The sequence below is a fragment of the Corynebacterium sp. HMSC071F07 genome (genome assembly GCF_001810285.1).
Taxonomy (GTDB): Bacteria; Actinomycetota; Actinomycetes; order Mycobacteriales; family Mycobacteriaceae; genus Corynebacterium; species Corynebacterium simulans.
The window spans coordinates 50,765-72,839 of the sequence record NZ_KV800712.1 but is presented as its reverse complement, the minus strand read 5'-3'; the positions used below and the strand labels follow the sequence as shown (position 1 = coordinate 72,839).

19 protein-coding genes are annotated in these 22,075 nt (G+C 59.0%); 17 read left to right on the top strand and 2 right to left on the bottom strand.

Translation table 11 applies throughout. From position 1 onward, the window contains the following. The first annotated feature begins 41 nt into the window (after positions 1-41). The gene (locus tag HMPREF2724_RS07135; protein WP_070432922.1) at positions 42-1,709 is read left to right on the top strand and encodes a formate--tetrahydrofolate ligase; all 1,668 of its coding nucleotides are present in this window, start codon (positions 42-44) and stop codon (positions 1,707-1,709) included. Here HMPREF2724_RS07135 and HMPREF2724_RS07130 read toward each other — a convergent pair. Further along, complete coding sequence (locus HMPREF2724_RS07130) at positions 1,706-2,530, bottom strand: RecB family exonuclease (RefSeq protein WP_070432923.1); 825 nt, start codon at positions 2,528-2,530, stop codon at positions 1,706-1,708. The two genes, HMPREF2724_RS07135 and HMPREF2724_RS07130, sit on opposite strands and share 4 nt — an antisense overlap. 46 nt (positions 2,531-2,576) lie before the next feature. Here HMPREF2724_RS07130 and HMPREF2724_RS07125 point away from each other — a divergent pair, with 46 nt between their 5' ends. The 13 genes from HMPREF2724_RS07125 (at position 2,577) to HMPREF2724_RS07065 (ending at position 17,834) form a co-directional block, all read left to right on the top strand. Further along, positions 2,577-3,836 carry a M18 family aminopeptidase gene (locus HMPREF2724_RS07125; protein ID WP_061922470.1) on the top strand — a complete coding sequence of 420 codons (1,260 nt, stop codon included), beginning with the start codon at positions 2,577-2,579 and terminating at the stop codon, positions 3,834-3,836. Between the two features lie 45 nt (positions 3,837-3,881). Next, the gene (locus tag HMPREF2724_RS07120; protein ID WP_061922473.1) at positions 3,882-4,718 is read left to right on the top strand and encodes a tRNA (adenine-N1)-methyltransferase; all 837 of its coding nucleotides are present in this window, start codon (positions 3,882-3,884) and stop codon (positions 4,716-4,718) included. Between the two features lie 92 nt (positions 4,719-4,810). Beyond that, the gene (gene arc, locus HMPREF2724_RS07115) at positions 4,811-6,370 is read left to right on the top strand and encodes a proteasome ATPase (protein ID WP_070588002.1); all 1,560 of its coding nucleotides are present in this window, start codon (positions 4,811-4,813) and stop codon (positions 6,368-6,370) included. Beyond that, positions 6,355-7,872 (top strand): depupylase/deamidase Dop, encoded by a 1,518-nt coding sequence (gene dop / locus HMPREF2724_RS07110; protein WP_070587999.1) that lies wholly within the window; start codon positions 6,355-6,357, stop codon positions 7,870-7,872. Before arc ends, dop begins: the two co-directional genes overlap by 16 nt. Positions 7,873-7,945: 73 nt before the next feature. Then, entirely contained in the window at positions 7,946-8,137 is a 192-nt protein-coding gene (locus HMPREF2724_RS07105) for a ubiquitin-like protein Pup (RefSeq protein ID WP_061922482.1), read from the top strand. 44 nt (positions 8,138-8,181) lie between these two features. Beyond that, complete coding sequence (pafA, locus tag HMPREF2724_RS07100) at positions 8,182-9,558, top strand: Pup--protein ligase (protein ID WP_179294261.1); 1,377 nt, start codon at positions 8,182-8,184, stop codon at positions 9,556-9,558. 34 nt (positions 9,559-9,592) lie between these two features. Next, a complete protein-coding gene (locus HMPREF2724_RS07095) occupies positions 9,593-10,591 on the top strand; it encodes a helix-turn-helix transcriptional regulator (protein ID WP_070587993.1) in 999 nt (332 codons plus the stop codon). A 2-nt stretch (positions 10,592-10,593) separates the two neighbouring features. After that, positions 10,594-11,550, top strand: coding sequence for a helix-turn-helix transcriptional regulator (locus HMPREF2724_RS07090; RefSeq protein ID WP_061922492.1), 957 nt, complete (start codon positions 10,594-10,596; stop codon positions 11,548-11,550). A gap of 77 nt (positions 11,551-11,627) precedes the next feature. After that, positions 11,628-11,891: a Sec-independent protein translocase subunit TatA gene (gene tatA, locus HMPREF2724_RS07085; RefSeq protein WP_062035022.1), complete on the top strand. Its 264-nt coding sequence runs from the start codon at positions 11,628-11,630 to the stop codon at positions 11,889-11,891. A gap of 85 nt (positions 11,892-11,976) precedes the next feature. Further along, positions 11,977-13,038, top strand: a complete 1,062-nt coding sequence (gene tatC / locus HMPREF2724_RS07080) for a twin-arginine translocase subunit TatC (protein WP_371326207.1) — start codon at positions 11,977-11,979, stop codon at positions 13,036-13,038. Positions 13,039-13,059: 21 nt separating this feature from the next. Continuing rightward, positions 13,060-15,873 carry a DEAD/DEAH box helicase gene (locus HMPREF2724_RS07075; RefSeq protein WP_070587991.1) on the top strand — a complete coding sequence of 938 codons (2,814 nt, stop codon included), beginning with the start codon at positions 13,060-13,062 and terminating at the stop codon, positions 15,871-15,873. A 23-nt stretch (positions 15,874-15,896) separates the two neighbouring features. After that, complete coding sequence (locus HMPREF2724_RS07070; protein WP_070587987.1) at positions 15,897-17,081, top strand: M24 family metallopeptidase; 1,185 nt, start codon at positions 15,897-15,899, stop codon at positions 17,079-17,081. Next, the gene (locus HMPREF2724_RS07065) at positions 17,082-17,834 is read left to right on the top strand and encodes an SDR family oxidoreductase (RefSeq protein ID WP_070455636.1); all 753 of its coding nucleotides are present in this window, start codon (positions 17,082-17,084) and stop codon (positions 17,832-17,834) included. A gap of 70 nt (positions 17,835-17,904) precedes the next feature. Here HMPREF2724_RS07065 and HMPREF2724_RS07060 read toward each other — a convergent pair whose 3' ends face one another. Then, positions 17,905-18,786: a hypothetical protein gene (locus HMPREF2724_RS07060; protein WP_246815586.1), complete on the bottom strand. Its 882-nt coding sequence runs from the start codon at positions 18,784-18,786 to the stop codon at positions 17,905-17,907. A 100-nt stretch (positions 18,787-18,886) separates the two neighbouring features. Here HMPREF2724_RS07060 and HMPREF2724_RS07055 point away from each other — a divergent pair, with 100 nt between their 5' ends. The 3 genes from HMPREF2724_RS07055 to HMPREF2724_RS07045 are packed head-to-tail and all read left to right on the top strand — an operon-like array spanning position 18,887 to position 21,938. Next, complete coding sequence (locus HMPREF2724_RS07055) at positions 18,887-19,495, top strand: FxsA family protein (protein WP_062040772.1); 609 nt, start codon at positions 18,887-18,889, stop codon at positions 19,493-19,495. Then, a complete protein-coding gene (gene lnt, locus HMPREF2724_RS07050; protein WP_070587985.1) occupies positions 19,495-21,042 on the top strand; it encodes an apolipoprotein N-acyltransferase in 1,548 nt (515 codons plus the stop codon). Before HMPREF2724_RS07055 ends, lnt begins: the two co-directional genes overlap by 1 nt. A gap of 5 nt (positions 21,043-21,047) precedes the next feature. Further along, positions 21,048-21,938 (top strand): polyprenol monophosphomannose synthase, encoded by an 891-nt coding sequence (locus HMPREF2724_RS07045; protein WP_061922519.1) that lies wholly within the window; start codon positions 21,048-21,050, stop codon positions 21,936-21,938. Positions 21,939-22,075 lie beyond the last annotated feature (137 nt).

Genomic DNA, 22,075 nt, shown 5'->3' with positions numbered 1-22,075 from the left:
AAACAGGCAGATCGGGCGGCTTTTCTCTGTAGCATAAAGCCATGGCTACCCAACTCTCAGATGTCGAAATCGCACAGGCTCACAAACTGGAGCCAATTACCGATATTGCTTCTCGTGCGGGAATCCCGGAGGAAGCGCTCATTCCTTATGGCAACACCAAAGCCAAGGTTGATATCACGAAGCTCGAGGACCTTCCCACCAAAGGCAAGCTGGTGCTCGTCACTGGTGTTTCTCCAACACCGGCTGGTGAAGGCAAGTCCACCACGCTGATTGGTCTAACCGATGCTTTAGCACTACTGGGGCACAAGGCCATCGTCGCTTTGCGTGAGCCTTCCCAAGGTCCAGTCATGGGCATCAAGGGTGGTGCCGCCGGCGGCGGTTATTCCCAGATTGTCCCGATGGAGGATATCAACCTTCATTTCACCGGTGATTTCCATGCCATCGCAGCGGCCACCAACACCTTGGCTGCCATCATCGATAACCACATCCACCAAGGAAACCAGCTCGGCATCGACCCGCGCCGCGTGACCTGGCAGCGCTGCCTCGATGTCAATGACCGTGCGCTGCGCGGCGTCGTCACTGGCCTCGGCGGCCCGGCACACGGAGTGCCTGCGGAAACCGGATTCACCATCACCGCAGCTTCAGAGATCATGGCTATCTTGGGCCTGGCTACTGACCTCGAAGACCTTAAGAAACGCTTGGGTGATATTACCGTTGGCTATACCTTCGACCAAAAGCCAGTCACGGCACGCGAGCTTGATGCCGAGGGCACACTGACTGCTTTGATGCGCGACGCCCTCAACCCGAACCTAGTACAGACTCTGGGCGGCACCCCGGCATTCGTACACGGTGGACCTTTTGCCAACATTGCGCATGGCTGCAACACCTTGCTTGCAACACAGACTGCGATGAAGTTCGGCGACATTGTGCTCACCGAGGCTGGCTTTGGCGCCGACTTGGGCGGCGAGAAGTTCATGGATATCAAGGCTCGCTTTGGCGAGCTCGACGTCGCGGGTGCTGTGGTCGTTACCACCATCCGCTCCCAAAAGTACAACGGCGGCCAGGCCCGTGAGGACCTGACCACGGAAAACCTTGACGCACTGCGCAAGGGCATCGTCAACCTCGAGCGCCACGTTGAAAACATCCGCAAGTTTGGTCTGCAACCAGTAGTTGCGCTCAACTCCTTCTACAGCGATACCGAGGCCGAGCGCGAATTCATGCGGACCTGGGCCAAGGACTTTGGCGTCGCCCTGGCTGAGGCAGATGTCTGGGCAAAGGGCGGCGAAGGAGCCAAGGAGTTGGCAGAAACTCTCTTAGAAAACCTCTCCGAGGGTCAGGCACATCAGCTCTACGATCCAGCAGAGGGCGTGGAAAAGTCCATCGAAAAGATCGCCACCGAGGTCTACCGTGCAACCTCTATCGAGTACGGCCCGAAGGCCAAGAAGGACCTGCAGTACATCAAGGACAATGGCTGGGATAACTTCCCAGTGGTCATCTCAAAGACGCAGTACTCCTTCTCCGATAGCCCGGCTTCCTTGGGCGCTCCAGAGGGCCATACCCTCCACGTGCGCGAGCTGCTGCCGCGTACTGGTGCGGGCTTCATCGTGGTGCTGACTGGCGACGTCATGACCATGCCGGGTCTGCCGAAGAAGCCGGCGGCCAACAACATCGATGTTGCCGCCGATGGCACCATTTCCGGCCTGTTCTAGTTATCTGCGGCGGAGCCCGGCCAACCCGGATACTCGGGCGGGGTTCCGCCGAATTCAGGACAAAGCTCTTGGAAAGAGCACCAGCCGCAAAGCTTCGAGGTCTTCGGGCGGAAGAGACCTTCCTTACCGTCGCCCTCGATCTTTGCCCATAGCTCGCCTAGATCGCGCTCGAAGTACTCCAGCTCTTCGCGGGTTGGGGTAAGGAACATCGAGTCAATGACCTTGAGGTACATCAGGCGCAGCTGGGCGGGGATGACGCCTAGCATTCGCCAATAGACAAGCGCGTAGAAACGCATCTGGAACTGGGCGTCTTGGCTAAAGCGGGGGATTGGCTTCTTGCCGGTCTTATAGTCCACGACGCGGACCTCACCGGTTAGGGCAACGTCCACGCGGTCGATGAAGCCGCGGACCGGCACGCCGTTTGGCAAGACGGTATTGACGTACATCTCGCATTCTTTAGCATCGAAGCCCTGCGGGTTTTCCATCTGGAAATAGCCCTTGAGCAATTCGCGGGCCGCTACGAAGAAATCGAGGGTTTCTTCCTCGGGCACGAGCTCTTTAAGCTCGGCGTCGGCAGCGACCATTTTGGCCCATTCCGGCTTAATCATTTTCACTGCAGCGGGGTAGTCACGCTCTTCGCGCGGCAGCTTGTGGGTGTTTTCTAAAACTGCGTGGACCAGCGTTCCTTTTACTTGCGCTACGGTCTTCGGCTCGGGGAGCTTGTCAATTGCCCGAAAGCGGTAGAGAAGTGGGCACTGTTTATAGTCTGAGGCCCGAGAAGGCGAAAGCGCCAACGGGCGAGGTTTTCGTGCATCAGCCATGGTCCTTTTAGCTTAGCGCGGCGCAATTCATGGCAAAGTAGGAGGCATGAGTATTTCGGATGAGTTCCTTGATTTCATAGCCGCTTCTCCTTCTTCCTATCACGCGGCCCACGAGGTGGCGCGCCAGCTAGAAGAGGTGGGCTTTGTCCGCCAGGATGAGGCCGCGGAATGGTCAGCAGCCCCAGGCGGCCACTACATGATTCGCGGCGGCGCCATCATGGCTTGGTTCGTGCCGGAGGGCGCGGGCAAACACTCCGCGTTTAGGATCATCGGTTCTCATACAGATTCGCCGGGCCTTGTGCTCAAGCCGACCCCCGATTTTGATGCTGCGGGCTGGCAGCAGGTCGCGGTAGAAATTTACGGCGGCCCGTTGCTGCATACCTGGTTTGACCGTGAGCTGACCGTTGCCGGTCAGGTGGTAACGAAGGATGGCGTGCATCATTTGGTTAACACCGGCCCGATTCTGCGTCTTCCTTCGCTGGCTATCCACCTCTACCGCAAGGACGAGTTCAAGCCGGATCGCCAGCACAACATGCAGCCGGTGCTTTCCGTGGGCACTCCCGATGCCTCGGTATTGCGCGTGGTAGCGGAGTCCATCGGCGTGGCTCAGGATGAGATCTCTGCATTCAATCTCATTACTGCCGATGCCCAGCGGGGCGCCGTATTCGGCACCGGTGAGCGCTTCATCGCGGCCGGCCGCATGGATAATCTTTCTTCCGTGTTTGCCAGCCTCGTCGCAATGCGCAATGCCGCCCAGCAGAAGGACTATGGACACGAAGACATTTTGGTCATGGCTGCCTTCGACCACGAAGAGGTGGGCTCGGCTTCTCGTTTCGGTGCTGCCGGCCCGATTCTCGCCGATGTCCTGGGGCGCACTGGTCGCGCGCTGGGAGCCAACGAGGAGGAGCGGTATCAAATGTATGCGCGTTCTTGCTGCGTGTCGGCCGACGCCGCGCATTCGGTCCACCCTAATTACGCAGGCAAGCACGATCCCACGCATCACCCGATTATCGGTAAGGGCCCCGTCACCAAGATCAACGGCAATCAGCGCTACGCGTCCGACGCCACGACCGTCTCCCTGTGGGAGCGCGCATGCGAGCGAGCCAAGGTTCCTTTCCAGCGCTTCGTGGGCAACAACGACGTGCCCTGTGGCTCCACCATCGGTCCCATCACCGCGACCCGCTTAGGCATCGACACCGTCGACGTCGGCGTGCCGATGCTTTCTATGCACTCCGCACGCGAGATGGTCGGCGAACGTGACCAAGTATGGATGGCCAAGGCCATTGAGGCATACTTGTTAGGTTAATTAAACCTCCTTTAAATCCACGAGAAAGCATAGGAAGCACACACCATGCCTTATTCCGGACCTTTTCACTATGGCGATCGCGTCCAACTGACCGATGCTAAGCGCCGCCACTACACGGTGATACTTGAGGAAGGCGGCGAGTTTCACTCGCACAAGGGCATCATCCGCCACGACGAAATCGTCGGTCTGGATGAGGGCTCCGTGGTGCGCTCCACACTGGGCAGCGACTTCCTGCTCTTCCGCCACTTGATGGTGGACCACGTGCTTTCCATGCCGCGTGGCGCGGCGGTCATCTACCCGAAGGACTCCGCGCAGATCCTGGTCGAAGGCGATATTTTCATGGGCGCACGCGTCCTGGAGGCTGGCGCCGGCTCCGGTGCGTTGTCCATGACGCTGCTGCGCGCCGTTGGCCCGCAGGGACACGTCTTCTCTTACGAGGTGCGCGATGATCACCTGGAGTACGCCGTGGACAACGTCAAGGAATACTTCGGCGAGCAGCCTGAGTGGTGGACCCCGCGCTTGGGTGATTTGGCGGACGTCACCGTGGAAGAACTCGGCGGTCCGGTCGACCGCGTCATCCTCGACATGCTTGAGCCGTGGGAGCATTTGGAGAAGGTTCGCGACATCCTGATCCCTGGCGGCGTTTTCATGACCTACGTGGCTACCGTGCCGCAGCTGATGAAGGTCATGGAGGGGATCCGCGAGCTGAAGTGCTTTACCGAGCCGAAGGCCTGGGAGTCCCTCGTGCGTGAATGGAAGGTGGAAGGCCTTGCCACCCGTCCAGAGCACCGCATGAACGCGCACACTGCGTTCCTCATCTGGACGCGCCGCCTTGCCGACGGCGTGACTCCACCCCGCCCGCAGCGCCGCGCCCGCAAGTAGGTGCAAAAGAAACGAAGCGGAGCCAAAGAATCCGCGGGGAGATTTTAGGCCAACCTGACTTGTCGGCATGGTTCACGCGCTAGTGTGTAGCTATGACCGACGCAAGTCACACAGCCGCCCTCAAAAGGCAGATTGATCAGCTAGCCGAGCGCAACACCAAGCTCGCTTCGCTGCTGCAGGATTCCCGCAACAAGCTGCAGCAGATGTTGGCCGAGGTCAACGAACTATCAGAGCCTGCCTCAACCTATGGTGTATTCCTCGGATACTCAGGAAAGCCGCATGATTCCCGGCGCGACGCCGAGGTCTATACCAACGGCCGCCCCATGCGGGTTAAGGTCTCGCCCAACCTAGAGCCAGGCAGCCTTGAAGCCGGCCAACTCGTGCGTTTAGGCGAGGGCTTCGTCGTTGTAGAAGCTTGTGGTCACCCGCAAACGGGAAGCCTTGCCACCGTGCAAGAGACTTTAGGCACCACCCGCGTCATCATTGCGAACTCCTCCGGCGAGGAGCAGGTTGTGCTTTTGGCCGCCCGTCTTCGCGAGGGCATTCGCGCTGGCGACACAGTCCTTGTCGATGGCAAGGCAGGTGTCGCGCTCGAAAAGATTGAAAAGTCCGAGGTGGCACAGCTTTCGTTGGAGGAGGTCCCAGAGCTTAGCTACGACGACATCGGCGGTCTGGATGCTCAGATCTCCCAAATCCGCGATTCGGTCGAGCTGCCTTTCCTGCATCCGGATCTTTATCGGCAATATGACTTGGAGCCGCCGAAGGGTGTGCTGCTTTATGGCCCGCCGGGCTGTGGCAAGACCTTGATTGCTAAGGCCGTTGCCAATTCGCTCGCTACGAAGATGGGTAGTGGCGGCCCGAGCTTCTTTTTGAACGTCAAGGGCCCTGAACTCTTAAACAAGTACGTGGGTGAGACCGAGCGCCGCATTCGCCTTATCTTTGAACGCGCTCGCGAACTCGCAGCCCAGGATTCGCGCCGCCCGGTCATCGTTTTCTTTGACGAGATGGAATCCATCTTCCGTACCCGTGGTTCCGGAGTTTCCTCAGACATGGAGACAACGGTGGTTCCGCAGCTGCTGACGGAGCTCGATGGCGTCGAAAAGCTGGGCAACGTCATCGTCATCGGCGCCCCCAACCGTGAGGAGCTCATCGATCCCGCCATCATGCGCCCGGGCCGACTCGACATCAAGATTCGCGTCAATCGCCCCAGCAAGCAAGGCGCCCGCGAGATCTTTAGCCGGCATCTGGGTCAGAAGGTGCCGCACCAGGCGGACCTCGAGGGGCTGATTGATTCTGCAGTCGAAGAGCTCTATTCGGAGCGACCCTTCGTACGTCTGCATTACCGCAATGATGAGCCACGGACGTTGTTCTACCGCGACTTTGTCTCCGGCGCGATGATTGCCAACATCGTAGCGCGTGCAAAGAAGCTTGCGATCAAGGACGCGCTTGCTGATAGCGACATAAGCACGCACGGTATTACTTCGGAACACTTACGCCAGGCCATTGCCGCGGAGCAGGCGGAGTCAGAATACGTACCAACCTCGGCTAGCCCTGAGGAGTGGACCAAGATTGTTGCCGGCACCCAAGCTGGCGCAGAAGTAACCCGAGTCGAGCTAATGGGCTTTAGGAGTACCTCATGGCACGCGTCCTAGGAACAGAAACTGAGTACGGGATTTCCCCTCCCACGAGTCCGGAGTTTTCGCCCATTGTCACCTCGACCCATGCCGTGGTGGCTTATGCGGCGCTTCATACTTTGGCGCGTTCGCGCTGGGACTTCCGCGAGGAACATCCGCTGCGTGACTCCCGCGGTTTTGATTTGAAGCGCTATCAAACCGTTCCTGTGGTTGATCCAAATGCAATCGGCGTGGCCAATGTGGTGACCGCAAACGGTGCGCGCTTCTACGTCGATCACGCGCACCCGGAGTATTCCTCCCCGGAATGCACGAATGCTTGGGACGCCATGCTTTACGACGCCGCCGGTGACGTAGTTTTGCGACAAGCCGCCGAAGCGGTAGCGCGCCTATCCGCGCAGGGCACATCTGTGCTGGCGAATCATGATCCGTGCCCGCCACTGAAGTTCTACAAGAACAATGTGGATGGCAAAGGCGCATCCTACGGTTCGCACGAAAATTACCAGTACCGGCGCTCTACCGAGTTTTCCGCGATTGCCGCGGGCCTCATCCCGTTCTTCGTGGCACGTCAGGTGGTGGTTGGCGCTGGCCGCGTTGGCCTTGGCCAAGAAGGTGAAGAGCCAGGATTTCAGATCTCCCAGCGGGCTGACTACATCGAGCAGGAAGTCTCGCTGGAGACAACGCTCAACCGCGGCATCATCAACACTCGCGACGAGCCGCACGCGGTAGCTGAGGACTTTGGCCGCCTACACGTCATCATTGGCGATGCCAACATGTCACAGACAGCAAACCTGTTAAAGCTTGGCATGACCTCCTTGGTGCTTGATGCCATTGAAGCGGGCGTCGATTTCAGCGACCTACAGCTCCGCGATGCGGTGGCCGAGGTTTCCTTGGTTAGCCGAGACCTCAAGCTACAGCACAAGCTGAAGCTCAAGGACGGACGCGAGCTCACAGCACTTGAATTGCTAGCTGAATATCGCAAGCGGGTCACTCCGACGAACGACGTGGATGAGAAGGTCCTGGCGGCGTGGGACGAGGTCGCCGGCCTGCTCGCGGCAGAGCCGCTTTCCGCAGCACATCTGGTGGACTGGGTAGCCAAATACCAGTTGCTCAAGGGATACATGGATCGCGGCGTAGCCATCGATGATCCCAAGCTGGCTCTTATCGATCTCCAATACACTGACGTCGATCCCGCCAAATCGCTTTACCATGCGCTGGTGCGAAAGGGGCGCATGCGCGTGCTCGTCAGTGAGGAGGAGATTGACAGGGCAGCCCAAAACCCGCCGCGGGATACGCGTGCGTTCTTCCGCGGTCAAGTCATAGAAAAGTACGGTGAGGCAGTCGTTGCCGCCAGCTGGCAGTCTGTCTCCCTGCGCAGTGGTTCCGGTATCGCGACCGTCACTCTCGATGACACGCTAGAGCTAGGCGCAGCTGATGCTGCGGAGCTCATCGAGCGGGCTGACGACGTCGAAACACTACTCGTTGAGCTCGATAAGGCCGGGGTAGCAATTCGGCGCAGTTAGCGCGAAGTATCCATAAGAAGCAATTCACCGAAAAGATAGAAAGATAGTAGGAAAGAAAGAAGGTTTAGAGACAATGAGCGGAAACCAATCCCAGGTAAACGCCGGCAACGGCGGTAGCAACGGTGACGAGGCCGCGGAGTTCTCCGCGGGCCAGGTGAGCATCAATAGCGCGGGCACGGATGATCTGCTTGATGAGATCGACGGCTTGCTTGAAAACAACGCTGAAGAATTCGTACGCGCATATGTGCAAAAGGGCGGCGAATAAACGTGAGCGAGGCGCACACGGATCACGTTTATGCCCGCCGCATCATGGGCATCGAGACCGAATATGGCGTGACCTCACGGGCTGATGGCGATCAGCGCGCGCTGACTCCGGATGAGGTGGCGCGCATCCTGTTCCGGCCCGTCGTGGAGCAATATTCTTCCTCGAATATCTTTAGCCCAAATGCCTCAAGGCTCTACCTTGATGTGGGCTCGCATCCGGAGATCGCCACCGCCGAGTGCGATAGCCTCACCCAGCTCATCAACTATGAGCGCGCGGGTGACCGCATCGTAGACGAGCTAGCCCGCAAAGCTGAAGAGACGATGGCTGCCGAAAATCGCCCAGCTTCCGTCTACTTGTTTAAAAATAACGTCGACTCAGCAGGCAACTCTTATGGCTGCCACGAGAACTACCTCATTAGCCGTCACGCGGTGCTCAAAGACTTAGGCCTGGCCTTGCTCCCTTTCATGATCACCCGCCAACTCATCTGCGGCGCCGGCAAGATTCAACCGGCTAAGGCAGACGAGCCTGCTCGCTTTTTGCTTTCCCAACGCGCGGATCAGGTCTGGGAGGGCGTGTCCTCGGCCACGACTCGTTCGCGGCCTATCATCAACACCCGTGACGAGCCGCATGGTGACTCTAAACGCTTCCGCCGCATGCACGTCATCGTCGGCGATTCCAACATGTCGGAGACCACGCTGGCGTTGAAGATCGGTTCAACGTTGTTGATGCTGGAAATGCTAGAGGCAGGCTTCGACGTACCGCGTTTCGATGTCGTTGATCCGATTCATCGCATCCGTGACATCGCCCGCGATACCACTGGCCGTACCGAATTAGGGTTGAAGGACGGCTCGACCATCACAGCATTGGAAGTGCAGTACGCCCTTTGCGAAGCCGCCCAACGTTGGCTGGAGGAACGCCCGGATGAGGGCACTCCGAATGCCGAGATGCGCAAGGTAGTAGACCTCTGGCAGCGCACGCTGCATGCCATTGACACCCAAGATTTCAGCGGCGTCGACCGCGAGATCGATTGGGTAATCAAGCGCAGCCTTCTGGATCGCTATCGTGAGCGCCTTGGTGGCGATTGGGCCCACCCCAAGCTGGCGCAGATTGACTTGACCTATCACGATACTCGCCCTGGCCGCGGCCTGTTTAACGTGCTGGAAGCGCGCAAGATGGTTGAGCGTTGGACCACCGACGCGGCAATCGCGGCCTGCGTCGATACTCCGCCGCAGACTACGCGTGCGCGCCTGCGCGGAGAATTCCTGCAGACGGCGCGCCGCTTGGGCGCCAACGTCACCGTGGACTGGACGCGTCTGAAGGTAAACCGACCTGAACCGCACACCGAGGAGTTCTCAGACCCGTTTGTCTTCGAGGATGCCAGGCTGCAAGCGTTGTTAGACTACATGGAGCACAACGCATAAATTCACCTATTGCCTTTAAGGAGCACACGGGCCTATGGCGAAGCCTCAACCAGGCAAACGCGACCCCGCCGTTGAAAGGTTGACCAATCTTTCTTTTGCGCTGCAGGGCGCAGCCCACGGCGGCGGCAGTCCCGATCGCAGCGCGGCCTGGATCCGCAAGAACGTGGAAGGCTACCAAGATCGCGGAGACGAGGCCTTTCTAAAACAGCTTGCGCGCGACGTCGTCACGCTCCAGCGCGCAGGCGTGCCAGTGGTCCATACCAGTGGTGAATTTGGCTCGACCTATCGTCTTAACCAGGAGGAGTACCAACTTCCTCCGGTCCACTTCACCCCAGAGGAAGCGATGGTGTTGGGCGTAGCCGGCGGCATCGGCAAGCCGGGCGGACTCAGCGATTTCACGCTGTCTGCTTGGACCAAGATTGCCGCCTCGGGCGCCTCAAGGGATCTCAGCGGCGCGCCGGTCTACGTTGCGGTAAACGACATCACCCGCATTAGCCCTGAGTTAACCACCGCAGTGCTGACGGCCGTGCGTAAGGGGCTGCGTATCAGCTTCGACTACTACGCGCGGCCTTCCGCGCCGGCAGTCCGGCGCACTATGGATCCGTGGGGATTGGTCAACCATGACAGCCGCGTTTACCTCGTGGGCTGGGACGTCGACAGACAAGCCCCTCGCGTATTTCGCGCCACTCGCATCGATAATGTGAAACGTTCCCGGCAGGAGGCAACCCACCTTGTTGCCCCCAAGCCACTGCAAGAGCTGGTGATAGACACGCTTAAGCGCGGTCAGCGCGTCGATGCGCTGGTGGCGATCCCTGAAGGCGGTGCCCGGGAGCTAGAAACAGCAGGGGTACGACGCGATGATGGAATCGTGGAGATGCGCGGCGTGGATAAGGATTGGCTCGTGCGAATAGCAGCAAGTTATGCGCCCGAGGGGGAGGTTAAGGAACCTGCAGACGTACGCGAGGCAATAATTAAGCTGCTGAGTGCGCCACTCGGCGTCACAGATGAGGCCGCACTGGAAGGAGGGGAGTAGCCATGGCTGATGGTTCGCAAAAGTTGCAAGCGCTAGTACGCTCTTTAAACCTGATCCCGTACTTTCGCAATCACCCGGGCCAAACCCCGATGGAAGCCGCCACCGACCTTGGTATGACGCCGGCGGAGCTTAAAGACGCGGTCGATCGCCTTTTTTGCTCAGGCGTGGGCCGTCACACTGAAGACCTGATCGACCTGTCCTTCGATTATCGCGACGGCATCCAAATCTACAATGACCAAGGCTTAACGCAGGCGCTGCGGCTTACTCCGACGGAAGCCGGTGCGCTTTTGCTCACCCTCGAAAGCCTCGAGGCCATGCCTGGGCTCATCGATACCGAGGCCGTTAAGTCAGCAGCCGCAAAGCTGCGGGAGATCATGGATGAAAAGACAGCAGCTATCTATGACTCTCTCGCGGATACCGATCCACATGAGTCTCAAGTCCAGGCCACGCTAGCAAGCGCCGTCGATAAGCGGCACCGCGTGCGCTTCAAATACTGGTCCGCCTCCAGCAACCAGGAAAAAGAACGCACCGTGGATCCTGCGCGCATCTTTATCTATGAATCCGAGCCATACCTCGTTGCGTGGGAGGAATCGCTAAAAGCGCATCGCACCTTTCGCTTGGACCGCATTCAGGAGGTCGAGACGCTTGCTGAAAAGGCCTACCCCCACCTGCGGGAGCTTGACTTCGATCCCGAGCAGCCCTTTGCCATGCGACACGCCAAGAAGGCGACATTAGAGATTCACCCAGAATTCACATGGTTAGCAGAACAGCACGACATCGACTTGGGCGAGACGTTAAAAAATGGCTACGTAGCTGCAACGATGCCGATCGGTTCGGAGGAGTGGTTTATTCGTTTCGCGTTAAGCCAAGCTGATAGAGTGCGGGTCACCAGCCCGGATTCCCTCGTGAAGGCGATTACAGATCGCCGTCTAGCGGCACTGGACGGTTATACTAAATAGCCGTTCGTAAGTTCAGAAGGCGGTTGCTTTTTAAAACTGCCGCCCCACACCAATAATCTGAAGAGAAAGAGGAACCCATGAGCCTGGGACCTTGGGAAATTCTAGCTATTCTGCTTGTCGTTTTGCTTCTGTTCGGCGCTACCAAGCTGCCGGAGCTGGCTCGTTCGATGGGCCGCTCCATGCGCATCTTCAAGTCTGAAGTAAACGAGATGCACCAGGAAAACCAGCCAAAGCAGGAGCCAAACCAGATTTCTGCCGCTAAGCAGTCCGACGAGGAGTTCTGGAACGGTACCTCTTCGCAGCCAGGCCAGGCCCAGCCAAACGGCGGCAACGCTAACTAATCACTAGGCCTAGCAACCACGGCGAACTCCAGCCTCAGCTGAGGTTCGGTGTTCGCCTTTTTATGTGAAAGCATCCTTTTAAACAATGCCGAAGAATTCTCCTGCGAAAGCCGCGAAGCCCGCGAGCGCACTTGCGCGTTTGCGCGCGCAACGCAAGGCAAAAAAGAACCCGTTGGGGGAGATGACGCTCGTCCAGCACCTGCAAGAGTTGCGCCGCCGCATTGTCATCTCCTTGCTTGCGCTGGTGGTAGGAACCATCGTCGGTTTCATTTGGTATCAACAGGCACCGTTTAACATGCCACCGCTCGGTGAGATTCTGCGCGGACCTTATTGTTCGCTTCCGGAAGAAAAGCGCGTGTCCTTTACCGCGGACGGAGAGTGCCGCCTTTTGGCAACCACTCCGTTCGAGATGCTGATGCTGCGAGTTAAGGTGGGCGCCCTAGCGGGTGCCGTGCTGTCTTCGCCGGTGTGGCTCTACCAAATCTGGGCCTTCATTGTTCCTGGCCTGCATAAGAATGAGCGCCGCTTTACTTTTAGCTTCGTCGCTATCGCGGTGATTCTTTTCGTTGCCGGTGCAGTTCTTGCTTACTTCATTCTGTCGGTTGGCCTTGAATTCCTCATGGGCATTGGTGAGGAATTCCAGACCGCAGCGTTGACTGGTGGGGACTATTATCGTTTCTTGCTCGGTTTGCTCATTATCTTCGGTGTCAGCTTCGAAATCCCGTTGCTCGTTGTTGCTTTGAACCTGTTGGGCATCCTGCGGTACGAGCACGTTAAGGACAAGCGCCGCATCATCATCGTGTTGATTATGATTTTTGCCGCGTTTATGACGCCTGGCCAGGATCCGTTCTCGATGCTGGTGCTCGCTGGCTCGCTGTGCTTGCTCGTAGAGCTTGCATTCCAGTTCTGCCGCATCAACGATAGGCGCCGCAAACGCGAACGCCCCGAGTGGTTGGACTTGGACGAAGAGACAGCCTCACCGCTTAATACCCAAGCCAGCGGCATTGGCGGCGCCTCCGCAGTCTCGGCTCCGACCCCGATTGCCGCACCGCAGCAAACCCGTCCCACGCAGGCTTCACAGCCATCAATTCCCAACTCTCAGTCGGCACCGAACAATAACGCGAGCTTCTTCGACGATGTGTTGTAGCAACAGGTAGCCTTGGTGCTTATGACTTCCATGCACCTGGATACCTTTCGCGCAGAACTTAGCCACCCCCTCGATGACTTCCAGGTGGAAGGTTGCCGTGCGGTTGAAGATGACCACGGCGTGCTGGTCTGCGCGCCTACTGGCGCGGGTAAGACCATCGTCGGTGAGTTTGCAGTTTCCCTGGCGCTTTCGCGCGGCACTCGCTGTTTCTACCCCACGCCGATTAAAGCGCTAAGCAATCAGAAATACCACGATCTCGTAGCTGCCCACGGCGAGGATGCTGTGGGGCTTCTAACTGGCGATGTCTCCATCAATTCCGGCGCGGAAATCTTGGTGATGACCACCGAAGTTCTGCGCAACATGATCTACGCCGAGTCCGGAGCCTTGGAGCGGCTTAGCCACGTTGTCATGGACGAGATCCACTTCCTGGCCGATGCCTCTCGTGGTGCGGTCTGGGAAGAAGTCATCCTCAACCTTGATGAAAGCGTATCCATCATCGGTCTGTCAGCCACGGTTTCTAACTCGGAGGAGTTCGGTGAGTGGCTGTCTACCGTACGCGGAGATACCACCGTCATCGTCTCTGAGCACCGTCCAGTTCCGCTCGACCAATGGATGATGATTGGCCGCAAGGTCTATCCGCTCTTCGAGCCAGAGACTGGGGGACAGGTAAACGCCGAACTGGCGCGCCGCATCCGACGTCTTGAAGCCGGCGATAGTGACGATGGCAAGACAGCTGGCAACGACCGTGCAGGTTTTCGCAGCCGCGCGCGCCACAAGGGTGGCGGACACGGCGGAGGCCGCGATAAGCGCGGCCGCTCTGGCAATGCCCGATCCCAAGACCGGTATCGTCCGCTCGGCAGGCCGGAAACCCTTCAGGTGCTCCAGGGAATGGACATGCTGCCGGCAATTACCTTCATCTTTTCCCGAGCTGGCTGCGACGGCGCACTCTATCAATGCCTGCGCAGCCGCATGGTGCTGACCACTCAGGAAGAGTCCGAGGAGATCAAGGCGATTATCGATGCCGGCGTAGAAGGCATTCCGGAAGAAGATCTCCAGGTGCTTGACTTCAAGCGTTGGCGCGAAGCGCTGTCGCGAGGATTTGCCGCCCACCACGCGGGCATGCTGCCGGCTTTCCGCCACATCGTTGAAGAGCTCTTCGTTAAAGGTCTCGTGCGCGCGGTATTCGCCACGGAAACCCTGGCGCTGGGCATCAACATGCCGGCCCGTACCGTGGTTCTAGAAAAACTGATCAAATTCAACGGCGAGGCGCACGTCGATCTCACTCCGGGCCAGTACACGCAGCTAACCGGCCGCGCGGGCCGTCGCGGCATCGACACCATCGGCAACGCGGTGGTGCAATGGGCACCAGCGATGGATCCGCACGCCGTCGCAGGTCTTGCCTCCACGCGTACCTACCCGCTCATCTCTACCTTTACGCCGGGCTACAACATGGCCATCAACCTGCTCGGCATGCTGGGCTTCGAGGAATCGCTGCGCCTGCTGGAAAAGTCCTTCGCACAGTTCCAGGCAGACGGCTCAGTGGTGGAGGAGACCCGCGAGGTAGAAAAGGCAGAGCACCGCGTACGCGAGCTGCGCAATCAGCTTGACGACGCCATCGATGCTCTAGCACCGCCGGCGCGTGACGGGGAGGATCCGGCTGAGGTGCTCATGGACTATATCCGTTTGCGCCGCAAGCTCACCGAAGAAGAAAAAGCCGCGCACGCGAACAACACCGCGCAACGCAACCAAGAAGTCGCGGTGGTGCTCGCCCGCCTGCAGGTCGGTGAAGTCATTGCTATCGCAGGCAAAAAGCGCCCAATCTTGGCCGTGGTGGTCACCCCGGCAAATCAGGCTGCCGATCCGCGCCCTTGGGTGACTACTGAAACCGGCTGGTCCGGCCGCATCGACGCCTCCGGGATCAACAACCCGCCGATTGTGGTCGGGCGCATGAAGCTGCCGCGCCCAGTGCAGAAGAATCCCCGTCGCAACACCAAGTTCGTGCAGGATTCCTTCAAGCGCAACCACTATGACCGCCCGAAGAAGATGCGCTTGGAGCCGCGCAACCGACCAAATAAAAAGGTCGGCCAGTTGCGCGACGCTATTCGCCAACACCCAGCGCATGCGTGGCCGGCCACGGACCGCGAGCAGCTCGCAGGCCTAGCTCAGAAGCTTGCCCGCCGTGAGCGTGACCTCGAGAAGGTCAACGCTCGTATCGAGCGCGCCACCGACACCTTGGGCAAGACCTTCAGCCGCATCGTAGACCTACTTTCAGAGATGGACTATGTGGAGTTCGAAGGCCTTGGCGCGAAACGTACCCCCGTTATCACCGACGAGGGCGAGCGCCTTGCACAAATCCACAGCGAATCCGACCTACTAGTCGCGCAGTGCCTCAAGCGCGGTATTTGGAACGAGTTGGATCCCGCGGAGCTCGCAGGCGTGGCTTCGCTGTGTGTCTTCGAAAACCGCAAGGAGACCCGTGGTGAGCCGGAGGCTGCAACGGAAGCGATGGCCGATGCGATGGAGGCAACCTACCGCATCTACACTGAGCTCATCGCAGACGAAGCGCGCCACAACCTGCCGCGCACTCGCGAGCCTGAGGCCGGCTTTGCGCTCGCCATCCACCAGTGGGCCGCGGGCGCACCGCTGGGCTACTGCATGGCAGCGGCCAACGAGGCCGGTGCGGAGCTTACTCCAGGTGATTTCGTGCGCTGGTGCCGCCAGGTGGTCGATATGCTCCAGCAGATTGCGAAGACGGGTTACGAGGAAGATATACGCCGCAATGCCCGCAGGGCTATGGATGCAATCCAGCGCGGCGTTGTGGCAATCGGAGCTTAATCCAAAAAGGTAGGCTCGAGGGCATGTCTGATTCACAAATCGCTTTTCCCGTTTCGGTCTACGCGCAGCGTCTTAAGCATGCGCAAGAAGTCGCCGCAGAAAAGGGGATTGACCTCCTTATTCTCGGTACCGGCGCAGACTTTGCCTACCTCACCGGCTCGTGGGTTTCTTCCCACGAACGCCTGACCGCACTGGTCTTGCGCCCGGACGCCGCGCCTTTTATCGTTGCCCCTGCAACCGATATTGAGACGCTGAATGCTTCCCCTGTCGCAGAGCTGGGCATCGAACTGCGCGGCTGGCAAGATGGCGAAAATCCTTATGAGCTGGCCTGCGATTCCTTTGCACAGCAGCAGGACGGCGCTGCGGGCACAGTGGACGAAGGGAACAAAGCGCCCACTATTGCGCTGGGCGCCTCCCTGACCGCCGATCATGTGCTGCGCTTGCAGGATGGGCTGCGCGCCAATTCTTCTGCGCAACCGCAGTATGTACTGGCCACCTACGCATTGGCTGAGCTTTTCACCCGCAAGGATGACGCCGAGATCAAGGAGCTGGCGAAGGCGGGCTCAGCTATCGACGCCGTGCATAACGCCGTGCCGGAGCTGCTTAAGCCTGGCCGCACCGAGGCCGACGTCGCCGCGGATCTGCGTGAGCTGATCCTGCGCGAGCATGTCGAGATCGACTTCATCATCGTTGGTTCTGGCCCGAATGGCGCGACCCCGCATTATGACTACGGCGACCGCGTGCTCACCGAAGGCGAGCCGGTGGTCGTCGACATCGGAGGAACCTTGCCTTCCGGGTACCACTCCGACACCACCCGCACCTACGTCGTCGGCGGCGACGTTACCGCGGCACCGCAAGACTTCCAGAAAGCTTATGCAGTACTAGAGCGTGCCCAGGCTGCCGGACGCGCTGCAGCCAAGCCCGGTGCCACCGCGCAGGATGTAGACCGCGCCACCCGCTCCATCATCGAAGAGGCGGGCTATGGCGAGTACTACACCCATCGCACCGGTCACGGCATTGGGCTTTCCACTCACGAGGAGCCTTTCATCATGGAAGGCAACGAGCTCGTGCTGGAGGAAGGCATGGCCTTTTCCATTGAGCCGGGCATCTACATTCCGGGCAAATGGGGCATGCGCTTGGAGGACATCGTTTACACCACTGCGGATGGTTACGAGTCCCTGAACAAGGCTCCGCGGGAGCTGCGCTAGATGGCAGGGGTTTTGATCTTGGGCGGTCGCAGCGACATCGCCGGCGAGATTGCGCTGCGCCTTGCGCCGGGAAATGAACTGGTGCTGGCCGCCCGTGGCCTGCACGGCCTTGACGAGCGCGTCGCCACGCTTCGCGCCGCGGGTGCCACCGAAGTACATACGCTAGATTTCGACGCCACCCAGGTAGAAAAGCATCGCGACCTCGTACACGCGGCGCAGCGCTGCCTCGGCGAGAGCGAAGAACTCAAAACGGCAGTAGTCGCGTTCGGCATCTTGGGCGAGCAAGAACGCGCGGAGCATGACGAAGCACACGCATTCGATATCGCACTGGTGGACTATGCCGCTCAGGTGTCCATGCTTACGGTCTTAGCTGATGAGATGAAGTCCGGACACATCGTCGCTTTTTCTTCGATTGCCGGATGGCGCGCGCGCCGCGCGAACTATGTTTATGGTTCCACCAAGGCTGGTCTAGACGCCTTTTGCCAGGGACTGGCAGATCGCTTGCACGGTGGTCCGCTCGCGCTAATCACTGCTCGCCCGGGCTTCGTGATTGGCTCCATGACCACTGGTATGAAGCCGGCGCCGTTATCAGTGACTCCCGACGTCGTGGCAGATGCCGTCGTGGATTCCATCACGGCAGATGAAGGCCGCATGCCCCGCAGCCGCACGCTTTGGATTCCTCGCGCTTTGCAGGCTCTGGCATGGGTCATGCGGCTTGTACCACGTCCTATCTGGCGGCATATGCCGCGTTAGACGCAGCGTTGAGAATTCGCTGCCGAGTTTAGCTTGTAGCCAAGCCAAACTGCGTGGCCAATAGGAGCGCTTAAAAGCTGTAGAGATCCGGCGAATTGATGTCGAAGATGAACCCGCGTGGCGCAAGAACTCGCAGGACCACTTCGGCATCGCCTTCCGCGATGTCGTGGAAGATAAGTCCCTGCCACGGGGTGACGGTAATCGGGGCATCGAGACGACCAATCAGATCCGCAAACTCTGCCGGGATGATTCCTTTGTGAAGGCCCGCGCCAAGGTCCACGATGCCTTCGCGAGTATGCTCAGCCAGCCAACCGATTGGCAGCGCCGGGCGCTCGCCCTCAAAAGCCCCACGGTCGTGTTGGGCCTCGCCGGAGCCATGTGCCGCGGTAGCTGAAAGGGTATCGCTTTCTTCCAGCGCCTGGACTAGCGCTGGCACTAGCTCCTCGATGCTAAAAACATCTTCATCTAGTGCGCCGGCTTTAATCAGGCGCGCGCTATTTTCGCCCTCCAGCATCGCGCCAAAGTCCAGCCCCTCATGCAAGATGTCGCCATGGCCGCCGTCGACGCCGAGGCGCAGGTTTGCCGCAGCATCCAAGCTTTCTACTACTGCTGCGATATCGCGTGCCACGGCACGAGCAGCGGGAGATAGAGGAGAGGCCAGCACCGGCCTAGTACCTGCCAGCAAACCCGGGGCGCTAACGCGCGCCAACAGCTCTTGCTGATCATGCACGCCGCGTAGCTCCAGTGCGGCGCCTTCTACCAAGTACACATTCCCATCGGCCAAATCTTGAGCCAGGGCTGCAATCTCTACCCAGTCGGCAGCGGTGGTCGAGCCTGCGACCGGAACAAAGCGTGCGATGGTGCCGAAGGTGGCGTCGTCAAGCAGCAGCGGCGCGCCATGAGGGGCGCCCTGCGGTGATTCTTGGGGCGGAGTGTGGGGCAAATCAGTCATGGCTGCGATCTTAACTTTCCTCGCCCCACCGCCAATATTCGCGTCTGCCAAGGAGTGTTGGCCGCACCCGCGAAGTTTGCAGATAGGTAGGGTAGAAGCCATGCCTTTTGTTCTGTTTATCGCCTATGTTTTGCTCGAGTCCGTCGCCTTTTGGGCCGTGACTAAATGGCTAGGCATCTTGGGCGCGGTGCTGGCGCTTTTTATCACCATGTTCTTCGGCATGACCATTGCCGCATGGGAAGTTCGCCGCATCATGCGTCGTCAGGTGGTCCGCGGCGAAGATGGCATTTATTACATGGACGGCAAGCAGGCGGGAAAGACCGCAGGCAACGTGGGACTCACGCTGGCAGGAGGCATGCTCTTATCGATGCCAGGCTTTGTGTCCACCATTGTGGGTGCGTTGCTGATCTTCGCGCCTACCCGTTCCCTGGCGCGCACTATCCTCGCAGCGTCGATGGTGCGCAAGATTGAGCACATGGGTACCCGCATCTTCGAAGCCAGCCCCATGGCACAGCACCACGATTCTTATGGCAGCTTCGGCGGATTCGATGGCTTCAAGACAAACAATGGCTCTAACGCGCGGAATCCTTTCCAGGAGGGCTCGGCAGAGGTCCTTGACGAGGAAGAGATCCGCAAGTGGAGCGAGAATCTCAGTCCGGATGATTTCACAGGCGGTGGATCTGGTTCTGCGGGGGATTCCGCGAAGTAATGAAGCCCCTTTTAACCCGCCTGACGCTAGCCTGCCTGTCGGGCGGTCTTACTTTTCTAGCCGTCCAGCCACTCAGCTGGTGGCCGATGGGAATCCTAGGCATTGCGTTGCTCTATGGCGTGCTCACGCCGTGGGGGAGTAATGCCCCTACTTTGCGCGCCGGCGCCGGTTTCGCGTTTGCACATGGATTCATGCTCTACCTGCTCACGCTGCCATGGATCGGCGAATTGGTGGGCAATTTTCCCTACGTCGCCTTGGCGTTTTGGTTAGCACTATACAGCCTGCTGCTGGGCATGGGCGGCACCGCATTAGCGCGACATAAAACGGGGTTTATCTTCTTTGCGTTCTTCTACGTCGCCGTTGAGATGCTGCGTTCGAGCGTTCCCTTCGGCGGTTTTTCCTGGGTGCGTCTGGCTTGGGGGCAGATCGACGGGCCGCTTGCGAACCTCGCACCGCTAGGCGGGCCTGCGCTTATCACCTTCGCCACGGTGCTAATGGCGTCCGGCCTCGTAGGGATGATTCGATCTCGCGGTAAGTTGCGTGCGGGGGCTGCCGCTGCTGTCATCCTTCCGCTTATCGTTGGGTTCGCTGCAGGCAGTCTTGTTAATCGCCCAAGCAAAACAGTAGGTGAGGTCAACGTTGCAGCGATCCAGGGCAACGTTCCGCGCATGGGGCTGGACTTTGCCGCGCAGCGCCGTGCGGTGTTGGAAAACCACGTGCGGGTAACCAAAGAGGCCGCCGCGGCAGGCAAGCCGGTGGACATGGTTGTTTGGCCGGAGAATTCTTCCGACGTAAACCCATTTGAGGACGCCCAAGCTAGCGCGCTTATCGACGCCGCGGTGCGCGCCATCAAGGCCCCCATTCTCGTGGGCACGCTGACCGAGGACGCAGTGGGTTCACGCAATACCATGCAGGTTTTTAAGGCGGATGGGGAAGTAGGAGAGCACCACTACAAAAAGTATCTGCAGCCTTTCGGCGAGACCATGCCGATGCGTTCTTTCTTCCGCAAGATCACCGACTTGGTGGATTTGGCCGGTGATTTCAAAGCCGGCGATGGCCCCGGCGTGGTCCACATGAACAATGTGTTGGTTGGGGTGGCTACCTGTTACGAGGTTTCTTTCGACCAAGCCTTCCGCAGCTCGATTCGCAATGGGGCGCAGATTCTTACGACGCCGACGAATAACGCCACCTTCGGATACTCCGACATGACCTATCAGCAGTTGGCCATGAGCCGCCTGCGCGCCATGGAGACCGACCGCGCGGTTGTGGTGGCGGGGACCTCCGGCGTCTCCGCCATCGTCGCCCCAGATGGCACGGTGAGCCAGCAGAGCGAAATTTTTGAACCCAAGTATCTGATTGAGACGCTTCCGCTGCGCGAGGGTACGACGATCGCTGTAAGGTTTGGTTCGCTCCTGCAATGGCTGATGGTTATCATTGGTACAGTCAGCGCGTTGTGGGCTCTTCGCTCATTGCGGAAGAAACCTTGTTTAAGTGCGCCACACAGAAACTCTGCCGTCTTAGCGGCAGCAAACAAAGAGGAGCTTTAAAAAACGTGAGCAACACCCACGCTTCCACCTTGGTTATCATCCCGACTTATAACGAGATCGAAAACCTTCCGCTAATCACCGGACGCGTCCGCAAGGCAACGCCAGAGGTCAACATCCTCATCGTTGACGATAATTCTCCCGACGGCACCGGTGAAGCAGCAGATAAGCTCGCAGCTGAAGACGAAAAGCTGCACGTCTTACACCGTGAGGGGAAAGGTGGCCTGCTGGGTGCCTATATCGCCGGCTTTAAGTGGGGTCTAGAGCGCGACTACCAGGTTCTCTGTGAGATGGACGCTGACGGCTCTCACGCACCGGAGCAACTGCACCTGCTGCTCTCTGAGATCGACAAGGGCGCTGATCTGGTAATCGGCTCCCGCTACATCCCAGGCGGCGAGACCGTCAACTGGCCGGCTTCCCGCGAGTACCTGTCTCGCCTGGGCAATATCTACATCTCAGTGGCTCTGGGCGCAGGCCTGTCCGATATGACTGCAGGCTACCGCGCATTCAGCCGCGAGCTGCTCGAGTCCATCGACTTCGAAGACTTGTCTAAGGCTGGCTACATCTTCCAGGTAGATCTTGCTTTCCGCGCCGTCAAGGATGGCTGGGATGTACGCGAGGTGCCAATCACCTTCACCGAGCGCGAGTACGGCGAGTCTAAGCTTGACGGCTCCTTCGTTAAGGATTCACTGATGGAGGTAACCAAGTGGGGCATCGCGCATCGCTCTGAGCAGGTAAAGGATTTCGCCGGTGAGGTAGGAAACATCGCATCCTACACCTACCGCCACAGCAACATCCCGGGCTTGGGCGCCAAGGTCAAGGAAGGCTTTGCCTGGACCGGTGACTTCGCAGACGAGGTCAAGGCTCTGCTCAAGCACCAGTTCGGCAACTCCAAGTAGTACACCAAGTACTTCGTCGGGCTAAGCCCGCAAAAGCGGCCTGTGAGCTTCTCCTTTATCACTTAGATTTAACATCTAGGAGAGCTGACAGGCCGCTTTCTTAATCTTATTTAGCTGCGTTCATCCGCTGCGGAAGG

Excerpts from the sequence above, each read along its gene's own strand:
- HMPREF2724_RS07135 (WP_070432922.1), top strand. The coding sequence starts at position 42 with ATGGCTACCCAACTCTCAGATGTCGAAATCGCACAGGCTCACAAACTG.
- HMPREF2724_RS07130 (WP_070432923.1), bottom strand. The coding sequence starts at position 2,530 with ATGGCTGATGCACGAAAACCTCGCCCGTTGGCGCTTTCGCCTTCTCGG.
- HMPREF2724_RS07125 (WP_061922470.1), top strand. The coding sequence starts at position 2,577 with ATGAGTATTTCGGATGAGTTCCTTGATTTCATAGCCGCTTCTCCTTCT.
- HMPREF2724_RS07120 (WP_061922473.1), top strand. The coding sequence starts at position 3,882 with ATGCCTTATTCCGGACCTTTTCACTATGGCGATCGCGTCCAACTGACC.
- arc (WP_070588002.1), top strand. The coding sequence starts at position 4,811 with ATGACCGACGCAAGTCACACAGCCGCCCTCAAAAGGCAGATTGATCAG.
- dop (WP_070587999.1), top strand. The coding sequence starts at position 6,355 with ATGGCACGCGTCCTAGGAACAGAAACTGAGTACGGGATTTCCCCTCCC.
- HMPREF2724_RS07105 (WP_061922482.1), top strand. The coding sequence starts at position 7,946 with ATGAGCGGAAACCAATCCCAGGTAAACGCCGGCAACGGCGGTAGCAAC.
- pafA (WP_179294261.1), top strand. The coding sequence starts at position 8,182 with ATGGGCATCGAGACCGAATATGGCGTGACCTCACGGGCTGATGGCGAT.
- HMPREF2724_RS07095 (WP_070587993.1), top strand. The coding sequence starts at position 9,593 with ATGGCGAAGCCTCAACCAGGCAAACGCGACCCCGCCGTTGAAAGGTTG.
- HMPREF2724_RS07090 (WP_061922492.1), top strand. The coding sequence starts at position 10,594 with ATGGCTGATGGTTCGCAAAAGTTGCAAGCGCTAGTACGCTCTTTAAAC.
- tatA (WP_062035022.1), top strand. The coding sequence starts at position 11,628 with ATGAGCCTGGGACCTTGGGAAATTCTAGCTATTCTGCTTGTCGTTTTG.
- tatC (WP_371326207.1), top strand. The coding sequence starts at position 11,977 with ATGCCGAAGAATTCTCCTGCGAAAGCCGCGAAGCCCGCGAGCGCACTT.
- HMPREF2724_RS07075 (WP_070587991.1), top strand. The coding sequence starts at position 13,060 with ATGACTTCCATGCACCTGGATACCTTTCGCGCAGAACTTAGCCACCCC.
- HMPREF2724_RS07070 (WP_070587987.1), top strand. The coding sequence starts at position 15,897 with ATGTCTGATTCACAAATCGCTTTTCCCGTTTCGGTCTACGCGCAGCGT.
- HMPREF2724_RS07065 (WP_070455636.1), top strand. The coding sequence starts at position 17,082 with ATGGCAGGGGTTTTGATCTTGGGCGGTCGCAGCGACATCGCCGGCGAG.
- HMPREF2724_RS07060 (WP_246815586.1), bottom strand. The coding sequence starts at position 18,786 with ATGACTGATTTGCCCCACACTCCGCCCCAAGAATCACCGCAGGGCGCC.
- HMPREF2724_RS07055 (WP_062040772.1), top strand. The coding sequence starts at position 18,887 with ATGCCTTTTGTTCTGTTTATCGCCTATGTTTTGCTCGAGTCCGTCGCC.
- lnt (WP_070587985.1), top strand. The coding sequence starts at position 19,495 with ATGAAGCCCCTTTTAACCCGCCTGACGCTAGCCTGCCTGTCGGGCGGT.